This is a genomic window from Streptomyces sp. YIM S03343 (assembly GCF_054729195.1).
Genome location: NZ_JBPUKX010000001.1, coordinates 6418340 through 6433379, shown reverse-complemented (window position 1 = coordinate 6433379; position 15040 = coordinate 6418340). Strand labels below are relative to the sequence as shown.

The window sequence follows — 15040 nt, the reverse complement described above, 5'->3', positions numbered from 1 at the left end:
GTATGCGCGTCACGCAAGATGATCTATCGGCTCAGATGCTCGCGGTGGGGTCGAATCAGCGGATTGATCACGACTCGATACGCGCCCTAGCGGGTGTTTTCGGCGAGCAGGTGGTAGAGGTCCATCGGGGTCACGTACCCCTCCCAGCGGCCATCGTCGAACAGGTGCTGGCCGGCGTCGAGGTACGCGCGGTCGCATAGCTGCGAGCAGATCTGATGCCCGGTCGACTGGACGTAGCGGCGCAGCCCGGGCACGGGAATGTGGAACCGGTGCGCGGCCAGGGCCGCGTAGTCGAGGAAGCTGTACGGGACGTCGAGGTACTTGAGGGCGCAGTCGGCGATCGCCTTGCGCTGGGCGTCGGTGAGGCCGGTCGGCGACACGTACAACGTGTCGCGGTCGTCGTACTTCGACAGCGGTGCGACGTCGGCGCCCCCGGGCATGGCTTCGATGAGGCGGTCACCGGGGAGCACGACGAACGCATGCTGGTACCGGCCGAAGCCGTCGCCGTTGAGCCACTGCCCGATCTGGATGAGCCGGCCGACGGGGCTGGCGATGCTGGTCAGTCCGATGTCGCCGGGCTGCGGCGTCTCGTGGATCACTGGGGGCCGCCTCCGATGAGGGGGGTGCAGTTGATGAGGACGCGATGGAGCCATGTGCCAGCGAGCACCTCCGCAGCATGGGCCGACCAGCCGCGTGAGATGAGGTCGGCGCGCATGCCGTCGGCCGCATCGAACGCAGGTGCCAGGCCGTCGCGCATCATCAGGAGCCCGTTCGCGAGGTCGGCGCGGGCCTTCTCCATTTCGTCGACGTCGGGCGCTGTCGGTTCCGGGATCGGCTGGTTCATGCGGGAAAACATGGCGCCTCCTAGATGGCGGAGAGAGCGAACGGGAGGGTGATGAGACCGGCCGCGGCGCCGAGCGTGTCCCAGTCGGTAGGCCCGTAGGTGCGTCGGCAGGTGTCGCAGCGGATGGAGGTCTTCCGCGGGTCGTAGGTGAGCTTTCCGCCGCACGTCGGGGCCGTCGGGTCGTCCTCGGCGTGGCCGCGGGCTGGCATCGGGCACGCGGGCTTGAGGTCTTCGCGGCGGCGCCGGTCGCCGGAGACCAGGCCGCGCATCTCGCCGAGCAGGCGGCCGAGGGTGTGGGAGAGGTCGTCGACGTCCGGATAGGCGTGGCATGCCCAGTACAGGTTGTCGCGCAGCCATTTCACGGTGCCGGTGAGGATCTGGTCCTGGCCGCCCCGGTGCGGGGTGAGTGGGTAGTGCCGGGCCTTGCGCAACTCACCCCGCCACGCGTCTTCCTCGGCGAGGAGGGGTTCGGTGACGCCGCCGCCGAGGAGGGAGAGGACGGCGAGGTTCGCCGACGGCTTTGAACCTGTCGGTCCTGGTGTGCGTTCCCCAGCGCCTTCACCGCTGGCCGTGCCCGGGGCGAGGAGGGCCGGCAGGTGTTCCCAGAGTTCGGCCACCTCGGCAAGTTCGGCGTCGAGGCGCCTCTCGCATGGTCGGCACACAAGCCGGCCGCGCTTCACCTCGATGCCGATGAGGTGGCGCGGGCAGCACTGGCACAGCGGGGGCGCGGGTGGGGTGTCGGGCTGGGTCATGCGGGCCGCCTCCGGGTCGGCGAGGCGGTCGCGTAGCGGACCCGCCAGTTGTCGAGGGTCATGGGTATCGGGGCTCGCTCGCTGGCCGGCCATGTGAGCCAGATGCCGGCCTGCAAGGCCAGGGTGTGGAGGATGGCAAGGGCGGGGGCGACGTCCGGCTCGTCGGCGCGGACACGGCCCCAGCGGAAGCGGGGCACCGTGAGGAGGGTCCATGCTCCGTACTCGGTGCCGGCGTGCCATCGTTCGTTGTAGGCGGCCTCGGAGAGGCCCGACAGGGTGTCGAACATGAAAGCGGCCATCCCAGTCAGGGACGGCCGCGGGGATGACTGGTCCACGGGTCTTCTCCGTTTATGCCGTGTCGGCGAGCGGCACGGCGTCGGCGAGGAGTTCATGCACGGTGATGGGGGGCACCGGCGCGGGCAGGGATGGTCACGGGCGCTGGTGTGGCGGCGCGGCGGCGTGCGCGGGCCTCGGTGGCCGTCTGGGTGCACTCCGGGCGGCGGCAGCGGTTGTTGACGTAGCAGGACTCGGACGGCTCGTGTCGTGCCCGCTTCGCCGCCTGTGCGGCGGCGCGGGCGCGGCGTATTGCCTCTCCCATCTCGGGGACCCGGTCGGCGAGGTTGTAGAGGCTGGACCGGGCCACCCCGAGGCGTGCGGCGGTAGCGGGCATCGAGAGGCCAGCGGCGAGGAGTTCGAGGAGTTCCGGGTAGCGTGCCGGTTCGATCTTCGGGGGCTGCCCGTGGCCTCGGCTCACTCCCTCTCCTGCTGTTCCAGGCCCCGGAGGGCGTTGTCGACGACGGCCGTCGCGTCCTGGACGACCAGGGCGTCGGCGAGGCGTGCGCGGCGCAGTTGTGCGACCTCGGCGCGGTGCCCGGCCTCGTCACGGGCGTGCCGCTCGTGCTCGATGGCCAGCGCCCACGTCATACGGCGCCGTGCTGCCGCCGCGGCGGCAGCACAACTGAGGGAGGCGGCACACGCGATACCCAGCCACCACACGGCGTTTCCTTTCAGGTCAGGGCCAGCACCGGCCGAGGGAGGCCGAGGCGGCTGTCGATGTGCTCGACGGCCCACACCACCGGCTCGTCGCCGAGCAGGGTGCGGGCACAGTCGATATGGGCGGCCGTCCGCCGTCGCCGGGACTGGTCGAGGAGTTCGGTGGCGACGAACAGGCATGCGGGATGAATCAGGCGAGGATGGCGAGGGTGATCACGCCGCCTCGCGGGCGGGCGGGACCCATCGGTACACAGAGATGCCGTGGCCCTTCGTCGCCGGGGATGTCGATGGGACCCGCCTGCCGGTGTTGACGAGCGGCCCACGCTGGTGGGTGAGGGAGTTGAACGCTGGCCCGATCAGCCAGTGGAGGCGTTCCTCCAGCACCTCGCGTATGTCGTTGGCGGACACCTCGCCGTGTTCGCGTGCGGCGGCGAGGACGACGGCTTTGACCCGGTCGACGTCCCACGGCCAGGTGGAGGCGAGGAGGTCTTCCAGGGTGGCGTCCCGGACGGCCGCCGCATCCTGCTCCGCCTCGGTCAGTCTGCTCATTTCTTCCTCCTCTTCCGGTGCTTCATCTGCCGCCGCTCGCTCTCCGTGAGCCCGCCCCATATGCCGTCGGCCTGGCAGGTGTCGAGAGCGAAGCGGAGGCACTCGGCGCGGACCGGGCACACGGCGCACACGGCTTTGGCCTGCTCGGTCTGCTTGAGGGCGGCGTCGCTCTCACCGACGGGGAAGAAGAGGTCCGTCTTCTCCCCGGCGCAGGCGGCAGCGTGGCGCCATTCCTCCTCGTCCGGCTGTACCGTCACGGAAAGCGAAGGGAGCCGGACGAGTCCTCGTCCGGCTCCCCACTTCGACGGCCAGCGGGTCTCAGCCCGCCATGTCACCCGTGTCCTCCCACTCCTCGTTTTCGGTGTACTGGTCGGCGGCGGCCGATGCCTGTTCGGTGCTGGTGCGGTTGGCCGCGCGGACGCGAAGTTCCTTGATCTGGGTACGCATGGCCTGGCCGAGGGTCACGCCACGCGGCTGCGCGGGGTCGGCCGGTTCGTTCGCCACCCGGATCTTCTGGGCCCGGGTCAGGAGGTTCTGCAGAGCGTCCGGGTCAATCCAGACGCCACCGTTCTTGCAGGCGGCGCGAATCTCCTCGACGGTTGTCGGCCCCTCGTCGTGCTGCGCCTGCTGTCCGCTCTGCTGGGCGACGCCGTGTGAGGCGGCGACCTGCGCAACGACGGTGGCCCGCTCGGCCTCGCGGGCCTTGCGCTTCTCCTCGTGCTGGAGGCGCATCTCGGCGTACCGCTCGGCCGCGTCTTCCAAGACGGCGAGCTGCGCGTCGATGACGTCGCCGAGGGTCTTCCCGCCGCCGCGGGGCAGGACGAAGTCCAACTGGCCAGCCTCGGCGGCATCCTGCCGGACCCCGCTCAGCCACTCCGACGACGTCCAGATGCGTTCCTGCTTGATGGCGTCCATGAACGGCTCGGCCGGGTGCGGGGGTTCGGCGTGCAGGTCGGTCTTGGCCCACAGGTCCAGGGCCATGCCGAACCGCATGCCCGCGTTGCGGATGGCGTCGCCGATGATCTCTTTCGTGGCGGTGGTGGTGGCGGGCTTGCCGACGACGTCGCCGTAGCCCTTGCGGGTCATGCCGCACACGGTCAGCGTGATCCACATTCCGCCGTCGTCGTCGATGAGGGGCCGGCCCTTGTCGTCCTTGGCCATCGGCTCCCAGTCCCAGGTGGGGTCGACCTCCAGGAGCCGGTCGGTGGTTTCGGCGTGCCCGACGTAGTCGAGGTGTTTGTGGGCCGTGGTGACGTACTGGCCGCACTCCTTGCAGGTGGCCTTGGTGTGGGTGCTGCACACCTTGTCCTGCCGGTTGTTCTTGCACCCGCTGCACCAGATCGTGGGCCGCTTGGCGATCGCGGACTCGGGGAACGGTTCGCGGAGCTTCGCCAGGCCAGCCAACTGCGCTGGCGTCAGATCGAGGGTGTAACCGGACGCGGCGGCGTCCAAGTGGTTCGGGGTGTGCTGGGGGGAGCCGTCGGCGGTGCCGGCGGCCTTGGTGCCTGCCATCTGCGGTTGTCTCCCTTGTGGGACTCAAGAGTGGGAGGGGGTGTGTCCTGGTGTCGGCGTCCAGGCCGGTACCCCCGGGTGAACGGTTACGGGCGTTTGCGGGGCCCGTACTTGTGCTCGATCCACGCTGAGGCGACCTGGTTCGGTGTCGGCGCCCAGCCGAGTTCGTCGGCGTGCGCTTCGACGTACGCGGCTACCTGCTGCTGCCGGTCGACGGATGCCCGGGAGGTGAACCCGCCCTTGGAGCCGCCGCCGGTGCGCGGGGCCTGCTTCGGCTTGAAGCGGCCTGCTAGGAGGGCGGCGAATCCGGCGTCGATGATCTCGGCGACGGAGCCTGCGGCCTGCGCGGCCTCCCAGGCGTCCTTGTAGGTGTAGACGCGGAAGGTCGGGTTGTCCGCCCGCTCCCGGCTTCTGGTCAGTTCCGGCAGCGTCTCTCGTACTGCCTGGGCGAGTTGGGGTTGACCGATGTTGTCGAGGACTTCGGCGGCCTGTTTCAGCAGGTCGACATGGTCGGGGCGCTTCTTGGGGCGGGCCAACGTGGGTCCTCTCGGCGGGCGCCCGGCCGGCGGGCGCGCCGGTGGACGCGCCGAGGGCGGACGCGAGCGATTCGTGTCCACGTCACGATCTCCTTACGTCTGTCACGCGCGCAACCCACGGAGGTACTCCGGGCTGCCCGGGTCGGTGACCCAGCGCTGACAAGACTAAAGGTTTTATGTTACGCGCGCAACATGAAATGGGGTGGTGAAACTCCCCGGTCCGACACCGCCGCCTGGACTCCTTCACACCTCGCGCACGTCCCGTCACGCGCGCTAGGCATGTTCGGGGGACCGAATACAGGGGGGAACCGTACCGGTGACCGGACACGAAAAAGGGCCCCACCTCGACGAGGTGACGACCCATGTGAGGGCGATTGTAGATCGTCTTCGCGGCAAACGGAACCCACAATCCACCGGGCCCTCGACGACGCTCGCCGCAACGGCACATGCACGAACACCTCCTTGCCCTCGCAGCCGACGAATGCCCGTAGGGAGGCATGTCGAAGGCCCCGCCCGTGCGCCTCGGTGGAAGCACACGGACGGGGCCCGCCCGACATCAGGCCGGGCCGCCCTGGACGGCGGCCACGATCTCGTCGAGATGCCGAGGCTGGCTGGTACTCGGGATGGGCGCGACGTGCGGGCCTTGGCCCAGTAGCCAGTGCAGCGGCTCAGCAGGCCCGTACGCCTTGGCCAGGTCCCCCGCGGCGAGCGGCCGATAGGCCACGTACGGGATACCGAGGTCCCGGCACCATTCCGCGACGGGATCGCCGTAATCGATCTTGTTGAGGACGTTCTGCACCGCGGCGACCGGCTGACCCTTGAGCACCCTGCGAAGGTCCTCGGGCGTCACCTTCGACAGGCCAATGTGCCCGATCTTCCCCTCGTCCTGCAGGGCTTGCAGAACGGCGATCTGATCGTCAAGTGCCACTTCCGGGTCGATGCGGTGCAGGTAGCACAGCTCCAGCCGTTCGACCTTCAGACGTCGAAGACTCGCCTCGACGGCGGCGCGCAGGAAGAACGGGTTACCCAACGGCCTCCACTGTCCTGGCGCAGGGCGGACCATGCCCACTTTCGTGGCGATCAGGATGTGTTCCGGATACGGGTACAGCGCATCGCGGATCAGGTGCTCGACGGTGTGCGGGCCGTAGGCGTCGGCGGTGTCGATGTGGCTGATGCCGTGGGTGTGCACGGCCTGACGAAGCACGCTGAGCGCCGTGTCGCGGTCTTCCGGGTCGCCCCAGGTGCCCGGGCCGGTCAGGCGCATGGTGCCAAATCCCAGCCGGGAGACGGTCTTCCCAGCGAGAGTAAGGGTGCCTGCCGACGGAGTGGGGCTCACCAGCCAGTCCTTTCTTCGACAGCGACAAGGGCGGCCTTGACGGCGGCATCCTGGTCGGCAGGAAGGTTGCGGACCTTCTGGTGCTGGACTGCGCCCAGGAGCTGATGCAGGTGGGCGTCTACGGCCGCCCGGTAGCGCAGGTCACGGTCACGGTGCTCACCCAACGGCACGTCGGGGTCGAGCACGGTGGCCAGGAGCACGTTGTACCCGGCGGCGTAGGCATGCGCGAGAACCCGCAGATAGCTGACGGCCCCGGTCGGCGCTTGCCGGCCGCTGCGGTCCAGCGCGGCGAGGTAGTAAGCGACCGGGTCGAGGACGGACCGGTCGATCAGGACCACATCGGCGGTCAGGGTGGCCTGTGCGGCGGCGACGGCGGAGGCACCGATGATCCACTCGGTGCACTCGGCGGTCTGCTGCTGGAGTTTGGGGAAGCCGAGATCGGCGGCCTGGGCGGCGAACGATGCGGGGGTGCGGGCCACGGTGTGACCGTGGGCCCGCAGTTCCGTCTCAAGGCGTTGCAGGAGGGTGGTCTTGCCGGTGGAGTGGGTTCCGGCGACGGCTATACGGACGGGGGCGGTCACCACAGGGTGTTCTCCTCAGGTTGGGGACGTCCGCGTCCGGGCATGCCGGGTGGGACGGCTGCGGCTGCGATCTCCTGCCAGGTGGCGTAGTGCTGGGCAAGGTGAACCAGAAGCAGGGCCGTGGCGTGGGCGTCGTAGGCGGCACGGTGCCGGGTCCCGGTGACGCCGTCGAGAGTGATGCCGGTGTGGGCCAGGAGGGCGTCGAGGCCGAATCCCTTGTGGCCGGGGAACGTGGCCCTGGCCAAACGGATGGTGTCGATGACTCCTGCCGGCTGCCAGCCGGGCAGGTGCCGCGTGAGCACGCTGTGGTCGACGCCGGCGTTGTGGGCGACGATCCACGCCCCGTCCAGGGCAGCGCCGACCTCGTCCGCGACGGCCGACCAGCGGGGAGCCGCCGCGGTCATCTCGTTGGTGATGCCGTGGATGCGGGTGATCCGGGCCGGGATTGGGGCGGGAGGCTGGATGAGCCACTGACGGGCCCGGTCGGGGCGCACCTGGCCGTCCTCGACAGGCAGCAGCGCGACCTCGACGAGGTCGGGTGGAGCGGCCCCGTTCCCCTCGACGTCGACTACGAGGAGGGGGCGGGGCCAGTCGGCGTAGTTCACGGGCGCGGGGTTCCTTCCGGTTCCTGCCAGCCGATCTCCGCGCGGCCGTGCCGCCGCGGCCGGTGGGGGTGGCGTCGGTCGTGGACCTGGAAACCGTAGCCGTGCTGGAGGAAGTAGCGGGGCTGTTCGTCCAGCCCTTCGGTGATGATCGCCCGATCGGTGATCTGCACCTTCCCGGTTGCGCCCAGCTCGGCCGCCGCGCGGTCGGCGTCCGGATGGGCGGGGGCGTTCCACGCCTGCTCGCAGAGGTTGAGCTGCCTCTTCGGGCAGATGTCGCACAGCTCCTGGATGCCGTAGTGGCCGTTGTAGTCCGCCAGGCTGTGGACGGAGGCGACTGCGCAGGAGGTCTTGCGGAACAGCGGTCCGAAGGGCTCCTGTTCATCATCGGGGCGGCGGAAGGCCGCCAGGATGCGGGCCTCTAACGCTTCCGGCATGATCTTGCGGCGGGCGGTTGTGTCGTAGGGCTCGGACAGCCCCATCTCCCGGTAGTAGGCGGCGATCTCGTCCCGGTAGAACAAGCCGGTGAAGACGGTGGCGTGCGCGTGGCGGGACAGCTCGGCTGCGCGGGTGATGTCCTCGTCGGAGTCGTTGAGACCGGGCACGATCGGCCGCCAGTACAGGATCACCCGGTAGCGGTCGGCGTTCTCGTGCAGGACCTTCAAACTGTTCGCGGCGATGCGCGAGTCGACCGGCTCGATGCCGACGTGCCGGATGTTGGAGTGCGTCACCAGCACCGTCACCTTCAGGTTCCGGAGGCTGTTCAACATCTCGCAGTCTTCGGGCCCCACACGCCACCGGGTGATGACCAAAACGTGGTTGGTCAGGCCCTGCTCGTCCAGCAGCCGCAGCGTGTTGAACGTATGCGGCTTGACCCTGGGCAGCATCGGGTCGGTGGCCTTGTTGAACAGTTGCACGGGAGTGATGTGCGGGCGGAAATACCGGTGCCCGGTCAGTGCGGCCACGGCATCCTCGTCGCTCATCAGCAACCGCGGGACCTTCATGGCCCAGTTGTCGTACAGATGCCGGATGCAGTACCCGCACTCCAGAGGGCACCCGATGACGTGGTTGAGCGAGAGTCCGGACTTGCGGTACTCGATCACATCGGCGAGCTTCGGCTTCAGCCCCGCGATCTCCTCGGCCCTCAGCAGCGGCAGCGTCTGCCGCCGGCGCACGGCAGGAGCGCGGTTCGGCGACGTCGGGTGTTCCATCACAGCCTCCTTCTTGTGTCGTGGCGCAGCTCTTTCACGGTCAGAGTCCGCTCCTTCACGCCTAGTGATTGGCGCCGGTTCAACGGGGCTCACAGAGCGAGCAGCGATTCGAGCGCGGTCGGCTGCTGGTTGAGGAGGTCCGAAAGGCGGTCGCCGTCGATGACGAGGCGAAGAATGTGGTGGTCCGACGTCTCCTCCGGGACTTCGATCACCTCCACGTCGTCAACCGTGTCGAGCACGTCGGTGGTGGCGTACACGCGGTCGACACGGGCGTCTGGGCCATGGGACTCGCAGGCGTTGACCGTGCGGGCCACGGCCGCTGTCTCGCCGCGCAGGGCAGCCCAGTGGCGGGCTACGTCTTCAAGACCGGCAATCCGCAGTACCTCGTCGGGGCGTGTGTCCATGCTGCGAGTGCCGTCCGGGCCCATGTACGAGCGGTGGAGGCGGTGCGGCTGGTCGCTGATCTCTTCCAGCACCGGCAGCGCCGGGTCGCCCTCGATGCCGGGCACGGGATAGCTGTTGTTGTCCCCGGTGAGAAGGCACGGTATCCGAACCGTCTCACCTTGCGGGGTGGTCCACTTCTTGTCGGCCCAGGTCGTCAGCCATTCGATCTCGGCGAGCCGGTTGGTGGCAGAGGCGTAGTTGAGGTGGTAGGAGGCCAGGCACAGCGGTTTCGCGTCCGAGCCGGCGGGCAGGTAGCGCACGGTCAGGGCCATGGGCGGCAGCACCCACATGGGGCCCGTGTTCGGCCAATCGCGCACCGGCTGGAAGATCCGCGGATTCGCGAAGATCGCGTTGCACGACTTGGGCCCGAGCCAGCCGCGGAGCCCGAGTAATGCCTCCAGCTCGTACATGGTCTGGCTGCCGTCGGTGTCGGCCTTCCACATTTCTTGGCGGAACACCAGATCCGGGTTGTGACGGAGCAGCAGCTCATGCGCCCGGAGGCGCTTGACCGCGTCGCCGCCGCCGTTGTCCTGGAAGTTCCACGACAGCACGGTGATTTTGCGGCTCACGCCTTCTCCTTTGTGTCCGTGTGATGGGAGTTGGCCCGGGGTGCCCGCCCTTCGGGGGAAAGGGGATTGTTCGGGCACCCCGGGCCTGCGACCGTCCTCGGCTCAGTCGGACGGCCGGTTATGGCCCGGCGCGGCAGTAGCAGGGGGAGAGCGAATCTGCTCCTCCCGCGCCGGAGTCGTACCTGCTCGACGGCCGGGGCCGGAAAGGCGTCCGGGCCGCCGGGCAGGGGTCTAGGGGGTGGCCAGCCGTTGGCGTCTGGCCCCTCCGCGCGGCGCGTCTTGTGCCGCCATCGCGTGCAGTTCATTCGTTGACACGGCGGCGACGCCGTGGAGGCTGACCACGGTGAAGTTGGCCACCGTCCAACGGATCCGTTTGTCACCGACGTAGACGTGCGTGAGGTCGTTCGGCCGCCTTCCACGGCTGGGAAGCGGAGCCAGCGTCACGGGGTCGTAGACCACTCCAGCCACGCCCCACAGCGGGCTGTAGCTGACGAGCGCAGCAGCATGGTGACGGAGATGCGGGCAGTTCTCGATCGCCTCGACGGCGCAGAGCGGGTGCACGGGGGGCGCGGTGGTTGTCTCTCCCTCGGCGATCGGGGTGTCGCCGCCCAGCAAATACAGGGCTGGTCCGTCGGCCTGCGAGCCGACGACGGTCTCTCCACATACCTGGCACAGTTCGTACCGCACCGCGCGTTTCTGCCGAAGCGAGTTGACCCGGTGGAAGTCCGGTTTGCCACGGCCCTGCGCGAGAGCTGAGCGCACCCACAATGCCTCGTGCCGGCGGTCGGCCACAGGGTCCTCGTCCTTGTAGCCGATGCCCTCACCGCCGATTCCGACGATCCGAATGACGGCCGACTGACGTACCTCCTCTGCGGTCCACGCGGTGATGTAGGGCACGCGCATGCCGTTCCAGTAGTGCTGCTGCACCGTCACAGCACCTCATTCAGAGAGTCGGGCTTCTTCACGCACTTGATCTCGACGAGCAGGTCCAGCAACTCGTTGACGGCCCAGCCCATCCGACGCAGGTGCCCGATGGCCTTCCAACGATCCCCCGGCAGTTCCTCGGCGCGCACCGCGTGGGCCCGCTCGATCAGGTAGGCCGCCGTCGCGGCGTCTTCCTGGGCTTCCGCGGCGAGAGCGATGTTCACCAGACGCATCAGGTGCTCGTGCAGACTTTGAGCGAGTTCGCCAACGTGGTCTTCAGCGGGTGGGACCTCGTCCAGGGCATCGGCCACGTCATCGAGCACGGCGTCGCCGTCGTACACCTCCCACGTATGGACGCGCTCCAGAACCCTGGTGAGGGTCGAGCTATCCAGGGGTGGTGTCCACGCTGGCACTGGGCGGCTCCGAAGCTGTACCAAGGCGGTCACCGGCCTACCCCAGCTAAGGCCAGGTGGCACCAGGCGCAGGTGCCGTCCTCGTTGAAGCCCCACGTGCCACCCAGCTCCGCAACGAGCGCGTCCACCAGGAGCAGGCCGCGCCCGCTCTCCGAGTCGAGGGCCGCGCGCTGCGGGGTGGGGATGGCCGAAGGTGACCGATCGTGCACTTCCAGGCGCAGCTCGCCCGGCGCCAGCACCCATCCGCGCACGTCGACCGACTCGCGGCGGCCGTGCAGAACCGCGTTGGTGCACAACTCCGACACCACGAGCAGGACGGCGTCCACCTGCTCGGCCTGCATGCTGCAGTGGCAGCGGACCCAGGCCCGCGTGACACGTCGGGCGATTTCCACACTCGACGGTTCGGAGGCGACCGCAATGTCGAAGGCCGCCGGAATCATCCCGGCTAGGCGCGGCAGCGCATCCAACAGGCTGGTCGATCCGGCATCTCTGGGGGACATGGGGGCAACTCCTGGGTTGTGCTCGGACTTGCACTCTCAGCGAGGGCTGACGATCAGAGTTCCCCGGCAGCACGTGGCTCCGCCATGACCTCCAACGTGGCCTCTACACCACATCCGGGTGACGGACGTGGCCTCCGGGTAGCTTTGAAGTGGCTTCTGTAGGAGCTAGGTTGCCGCGACGGCGGGCGGCGGTATCCCCTTCCTGGGAAGGGATCGATTCGTAGGCCGGCCGACTCCGGCGCCGCAGACTGGAGACGGGATGAGGACTGAGCCGAGAACATTGCTCGCGTGGCTGTGCGATCGGGACGGACTTCCCTACCGAGGGTTTGAAAAGCGGTTCGTGGAGTACGGTGCACGGCTCTTCGGGAACAGCCCTCACAATCCGACCTGCGGCGAGACGCAGTTCCGGCGGTGGACCGGCGGCAAGTTACGAACGCTGCCTGGCCCCGAGACCCGGCAGATCCTCGAGGCGATGTGGCCGGAGTACTCGGCCGCGCAGTTGTTCGGGCCGCCACCGAAGGACGATCCCCAGGTACCCGCGCATGACCTGGAAGAACGAGTTCGAATGACCGCAGAAGAAGCCCACGAGGGCGCCGACGCAACCGCTTCGGCGTCCATCTCCGACAACACCATCGACGAGCTGCGCGACCAGGTAGCAGCCGAGGCACAGAGGTACCACCTGATGTCACCGGCGCAGGCGTACGAGGAAGCCGACCGGCTTCGCCTTGCCATCGAGCGCCAGCGTGACCGCACGCAGGTCCCTATTCAGCAACAACAGCTGATGATCCTCAACGGGCAGGCTGCTGCTCTGCTGTCGGTTGCTGCTTTTGACCTCGGCTACTTTCAGAGCGCCCGCAGTCTCGCGCGCACCGCAGCGATGTTCGGCGAGACCACTCGGTTCACGCCTCTCCAGGCGTACGCCGACGGCGCTCTGGCCTACATCGCGTACCACACGGGCAACCCGACCGAAGCGGTGGCGAAGGCATCGCGCGCCCTGTCGTACGGCGGACTCGGCAACGTGGCCCACCGACGCCTGTACGCCATTAAGGCCCGCGCGCATGCGCACCTCGGCGATGTCACTTCAGCACGGCATGCGGTCCAGATGTCCACCGAGGCGGGAGGGGACCGGCGCGACGAGCTCCACGACGACGTCGGCGGTGAGTTCGGGTTCACTGCGGAACGGCTGGCCATGTCGACCAGCACGACCGCTCTCCTTGTGGGTGACGCCGCGCAGGCCGAAACGGACGCGCGGCACGCCCTGGACCTTCTCGGGCAGCGCCCGCGGGACGAGCAGTCGGAGCACGTGCGAGCGGGCGCGGCTGCGGACCTGGCCCAGGCCAGGCTCCTGGCTGGCGACGTGGACGGCGCAGCCGAGGCGCTGGTCCCGGTGTGGCGTGTACCCGCAGAGCAGCGGAATACGGGCATCGTCGTGCGGACGGCTCGCATCGGCCGGCACCTGTCGCGGCCTGAGTTCCATGGCGCCCATCTGCCCACGCAACTGCGTGAGCAGATCGAGGAGTTCAACCGGGTCTCGCCGCCCCACCGGATTGGCCCCCACGTGGGCCTGTTGGCCATCGAGCCCTGACCTACAAGGAGGCGAGGATCTTCGCCTCCTTCTCGGGGGCGATCCCGTGCTCTGCCCACCTCGGGTGGTCCACGGGACGCCCGTCGGCCGCCCACCACTGCCAGGTGTCCCGGATCGTCTCGGTGATCGGCCGGCACTCCAGCCCCGCCGATACCGCGCGGCTGGAGTTGACCGCCCACACACCTGGGTGAGTACGCCACAGGGGCAGCTCGGTCCACTGCTTGACGCTCTGTTCGACCAGCACTGAGGGTTCGGCCCAGACCGGCACCCCGGCCCCGCCCGTCTCCGTCAGACAAGCCTCCAGGAATGCACGGAACGAGATGCCCTCGGGGTGGGTGATGTTGAATCCACCGTGCGTTGCATCGGCCGCTTGCACGAGAGCGAAGCGGGCGACGTCACGCACATCGACCGGCTGAATGCGCCTTTCGGCAGGAGCCGGGGCGAGGATGCGACCGCCACGCTTGGCTCGCTCCAGCCACCAGGGCAGTCGGCCAACGTACTCACCGGGACCGAGGATGACGCCCGGGCGAAGGAACACCGCGGCGTCGCCGAAGACTTCAGTCACGGCGCGCTCGCCGCCGGCCTTCTGGAATCCATACTGGGTGGGCGAGCCGTCCGCACCCGTGTAGCCGTACAACTCATCGGCATCTGGCGGGCAATCGAGGAGCGGTGAGGCGTCGGTGAGCGGCTGGTGCGGCCAGCCCTCGCACACGGACACGGTGGAGATATGCACCCAGCGGTGCACGGCCGGGCGCAGCGCGGTCACGGCTGCCAGGACGTCCCGGGGCGCAAGGTCGGAGCTTGAGGTGTCGATCGCTGCATCCCAGGGGCCATGTTCGGCAAGGCGTTCCAGGTCGGTCCGGTTCGTACGATCGCCATGGACCGTCTCCGCGCCCTCCACGTCGCGACCGGAAAATCCGCGGTTGAAGGTGGTGACTTCCCACCCCCGCGCCAGTGCGCTCTTCACGATGTGCTTGCCCAGGAACCACGTCCCGCCCATGACCAGAAGTCTCATAGGGTGATCCTGCCGTGGAGGCCCGTGAAGCGGAAGGAAGTCCGCCGCACGGTCTTCAAGCGAGGTGCGCTGTCAAGTCGTTGGCGCTCTTGGGGGCCGCCCCGGCCAGTCACACGGGACCGCCCTCATACAGGCTCACGACGCCGGCAGCTTGCCCTTCTCGCCGGGGCAGTACACCACCACCGCGGCGGCGACTAGGGCCTCCGCCTCCTTCGCGGAGAAGCCCGTCTTGGCGTACGCAATCGCGTCCTCGTACGAGCCCTTCTTCAACTGCCCACACAGGTCGCCGCCTTCAGAACCCAGGGTCCCGGCGAGCTTGTCGGTAGCGATGCCGCCGAAGTCATCGGGGTCGGCGACCGCGACCGCATCCGCGTACTTCTTGTCGTCGGCGGACGGGCCACTGGAGCAGCCAGCCAGGAGCACGCCGGTAAGCGCGGCGCCCGTAGCTAAGAAGATCATTCGTCTCATGCCGTCATCACACCACTCCGCACCGTCTGTGCAGGGTGTGTGACAGGGTTGTGACGAGAACTCGTCGCAAAAGTGTCCCGGCCGAGACGGCGTGAGGCCCCGGCAGCAAAACTGCACCCGCTCGGCGGCACCGGAACCCACGTCGTGACACGGCCGGACATCCGCTCATACGTACGATGGCCAATATGAGCACGCCTGCACCACGT

At 68.7% G+C, this 15040-nt stretch carries 21 protein-coding genes; 1 reads left to right on the top strand and 20 read right to left on the bottom strand.

The window, feature by feature from the left end:
* Nucleotides 1-86: 86 nt before the first annotated feature.
* The 18 genes from ACSYGN_RS28305 to ACSYGN_RS28220 all read right to left on the bottom strand — a co-directional run bounded on the left by ACSYGN_RS28305 (nt 87) and on the right by ACSYGN_RS28220 (nt 11766).
* On the bottom strand, nt 87-599 hold the full coding sequence (locus ACSYGN_RS28305) for a hypothetical protein (RefSeq protein ID WP_460400455.1): 513 nt from the start codon (nt 597-599) through the stop codon (nt 87-89).
* Nucleotides 596-844 (bottom strand): hypothetical protein, encoded by a 249-nt coding sequence (locus tag ACSYGN_RS28300; RefSeq protein ID WP_460400453.1) that lies wholly within the window; start codon nt 842-844, stop codon nt 596-598. The genes ACSYGN_RS28305 and ACSYGN_RS28300 overlap by 4 nt, the downstream gene beginning before the upstream one ends.
* Nucleotides 845-864: 20 nt before the next feature.
* A complete protein-coding gene (locus ACSYGN_RS28295; RefSeq protein ID WP_460400451.1) occupies nt 865-1596 on the bottom strand; it encodes a hypothetical protein in 732 nt (243 codons plus the stop codon).
* A complete protein-coding gene (locus ACSYGN_RS28290; protein ID WP_460400449.1) occupies nt 1593-1895 on the bottom strand; it encodes a hypothetical protein in 303 nt (100 codons plus the stop codon). The genes ACSYGN_RS28295 and ACSYGN_RS28290 overlap by 4 nt, the downstream gene beginning before the upstream one ends.
* A gap of 89 nt (nt 1896-1984) precedes the next feature.
* On the bottom strand, nt 1985-2350 hold the full coding sequence (locus ACSYGN_RS28285) for a hypothetical protein (RefSeq protein WP_460400447.1): 366 nt from the start codon (nt 2348-2350) through the stop codon (nt 1985-1987).
* The gene (locus tag ACSYGN_RS28280; protein ID WP_460400445.1) at nt 2347-2592 is read right to left on the bottom strand and encodes a hypothetical protein; all 246 of its coding nucleotides are present in this window, start codon (nt 2590-2592) and stop codon (nt 2347-2349) included. The genes ACSYGN_RS28285 and ACSYGN_RS28280 overlap by 4 nt, the downstream gene beginning before the upstream one ends.
* 210 nt (nt 2593-2802) lie before the next feature.
* Nucleotides 2803-3138 carry a hypothetical protein gene (locus ACSYGN_RS28275; RefSeq protein WP_460400443.1) on the bottom strand — a complete coding sequence of 112 codons (336 nt, stop codon included), beginning with the start codon at nt 3136-3138 and terminating at the stop codon, nt 2803-2805.
* Complete coding sequence (locus ACSYGN_RS28270; protein ID WP_460400441.1) at nt 3135-3395, bottom strand: WhiB family transcriptional regulator; 261 nt, start codon at nt 3393-3395, stop codon at nt 3135-3137. Before ACSYGN_RS28270 ends, ACSYGN_RS28275 begins: the two co-directional genes overlap by 4 nt.
* Before the next feature lie 61 nt (nt 3396-3456).
* Nucleotides 3457-4650 (bottom strand): hypothetical protein, encoded by a 1194-nt coding sequence (locus tag ACSYGN_RS28265; RefSeq protein ID WP_460400439.1) that lies wholly within the window; start codon nt 4648-4650, stop codon nt 3457-3459.
* An 86-nt stretch (nt 4651-4736) separates the two neighbouring features.
* Entirely contained in the window at nt 4737-5186 is a 450-nt protein-coding gene (locus tag ACSYGN_RS28260; RefSeq protein WP_460400437.1) for a hypothetical protein, read from the bottom strand.
* A gap of 556 nt (nt 5187-5742) precedes the next feature.
* On the bottom strand, nt 5743-6522 hold the full coding sequence (locus ACSYGN_RS28255) for an aldo/keto reductase (protein ID WP_460400435.1): 780 nt from the start codon (nt 6520-6522) through the stop codon (nt 5743-5745).
* Nucleotides 6519-7103, bottom strand: a complete 585-nt coding sequence (locus ACSYGN_RS28250) for an AAA family ATPase (RefSeq protein ID WP_460400433.1) — start codon at nt 7101-7103, stop codon at nt 6519-6521. The genes ACSYGN_RS28255 and ACSYGN_RS28250 overlap by 4 nt, the downstream gene beginning before the upstream one ends.
* Complete coding sequence (locus ACSYGN_RS28245) at nt 7100-7708, bottom strand: 3'-5' exonuclease (RefSeq protein ID WP_460400431.1); 609 nt, start codon at nt 7706-7708, stop codon at nt 7100-7102. Before ACSYGN_RS28245 ends, ACSYGN_RS28250 begins: the two co-directional genes overlap by 4 nt.
* Nucleotides 7705-8916 carry a radical SAM protein gene (locus tag ACSYGN_RS28240; protein WP_460400429.1) on the bottom strand — a complete coding sequence of 404 codons (1212 nt, stop codon included), beginning with the start codon at nt 8914-8916 and terminating at the stop codon, nt 7705-7707. The genes ACSYGN_RS28245 and ACSYGN_RS28240 overlap by 4 nt, the downstream gene beginning before the upstream one ends.
* Before the next feature lie 89 nt (nt 8917-9005).
* The gene (locus tag ACSYGN_RS28235; protein ID WP_460400427.1) at nt 9006-9929 is read right to left on the bottom strand and encodes an endonuclease/exonuclease/phosphatase family protein; all 924 of its coding nucleotides are present in this window, start codon (nt 9927-9929) and stop codon (nt 9006-9008) included.
* A gap of 231 nt (nt 9930-10160) precedes the next feature.
* Complete coding sequence (locus tag ACSYGN_RS28230; protein ID WP_460400425.1) at nt 10161-10862, bottom strand: hypothetical protein; 702 nt, start codon at nt 10860-10862, stop codon at nt 10161-10163.
* On the bottom strand, nt 10859-11194 hold the full coding sequence (locus ACSYGN_RS28225) for a DUF6415 family natural product biosynthesis protein (protein ID WP_460400423.1): 336 nt from the start codon (nt 11192-11194) through the stop codon (nt 10859-10861). Before ACSYGN_RS28225 ends, ACSYGN_RS28230 begins: the two co-directional genes overlap by 4 nt.
* A 101-nt stretch (nt 11195-11295) precedes the next feature.
* Nucleotides 11296-11766, bottom strand: coding sequence for an ATP-binding protein (locus tag ACSYGN_RS28220; protein ID WP_460400421.1), 471 nt, complete (start codon nt 11764-11766; stop codon nt 11296-11298).
* A 259-nt stretch (nt 11767-12025) separates the two neighbouring features.
* On the opposite strand from ACSYGN_RS28220, the gene ACSYGN_RS28215 reads away from it, so the two are divergent.
* The gene (locus ACSYGN_RS28215) at nt 12026-13351 is read left to right on the top strand and encodes a DNA-binding protein (RefSeq protein WP_460400419.1); all 1326 of its coding nucleotides are present in this window, start codon (nt 12026-12028) and stop codon (nt 13349-13351) included.
* A 1-nt stretch (nt 13352) separates the two neighbouring features.
* Here the strand turns inward: ACSYGN_RS28215 and ACSYGN_RS28210 are convergent, their stop codons facing one another.
* Nucleotides 13353-14366 (bottom strand): NAD-dependent epimerase/dehydratase family protein, encoded by a 1014-nt coding sequence (locus tag ACSYGN_RS28210; protein ID WP_460400417.1) that lies wholly within the window; start codon nt 14364-14366, stop codon nt 13353-13355.
* Nucleotides 14367-14501: 135 nt separating this feature from the next.
* Nucleotides 14502-14834: a DUF732 domain-containing protein gene (locus tag ACSYGN_RS28205; RefSeq protein WP_460400415.1), complete on the bottom strand. Its 333-nt coding sequence runs from the start codon at nt 14832-14834 to the stop codon at nt 14502-14504.
* Nucleotides 14835-15040: the final 206 nt, after the last annotated feature.

What these genes read in the sequence shown, in the direction of transcription:
- ACSYGN_RS28290 (WP_460400449.1), bottom strand. Translation starts at nt 1,895, where the DNA reads ATGGCCGCTTTCATGTTCGACACCCTGTCGGGCCTCTCCGAGGCCGCC.
- ACSYGN_RS28205 (WP_460400415.1), bottom strand. Translation starts at nt 14,834, where the DNA reads ATGAGACGAATGATCTTCTTAGCTACGGGCGCCGCGCTTACCGGCGTG.
- ACSYGN_RS28265 (WP_460400439.1), bottom strand. Translation starts at nt 4,650, where the DNA reads ATGGCAGGCACCAAGGCCGCCGGCACCGCCGACGGCTCCCCCCAGCAC.
- ACSYGN_RS28275 (WP_460400443.1), bottom strand. Translation starts at nt 3,138, where the DNA reads ATGAGCAGACTGACCGAGGCGGAGCAGGATGCGGCGGCCGTCCGGGAC.
- ACSYGN_RS28210 (WP_460400417.1), bottom strand. Translation starts at nt 14,366, where the DNA reads ATGAGACTTCTGGTCATGGGCGGGACGTGGTTCCTGGGCAAGCACATC.
- ACSYGN_RS28300 (WP_460400453.1), bottom strand. Translation starts at nt 844, where the DNA reads ATGAACCAGCCGATCCCGGAACCGACAGCGCCCGACGTCGACGAAATG.
- ACSYGN_RS28215 (WP_460400419.1), top strand. Translation starts at nt 12,026, where the DNA reads ATGAGGACTGAGCCGAGAACATTGCTCGCGTGGCTGTGCGATCGGGAC.
- ACSYGN_RS28220 (WP_460400421.1), bottom strand. Translation starts at nt 11,766, where the DNA reads ATGTCCCCCAGAGATGCCGGATCGACCAGCCTGTTGGATGCGCTGCCG.
- ACSYGN_RS28240 (WP_460400429.1), bottom strand. Translation starts at nt 8,916, where the DNA reads ATGGAACACCCGACGTCGCCGAACCGCGCTCCTGCCGTGCGCCGGCGG.
- ACSYGN_RS28295 (WP_460400451.1), bottom strand. Translation starts at nt 1,596, where the DNA reads ATGACCCAGCCCGACACCCCACCCGCGCCCCCGCTGTGCCAGTGCTGC.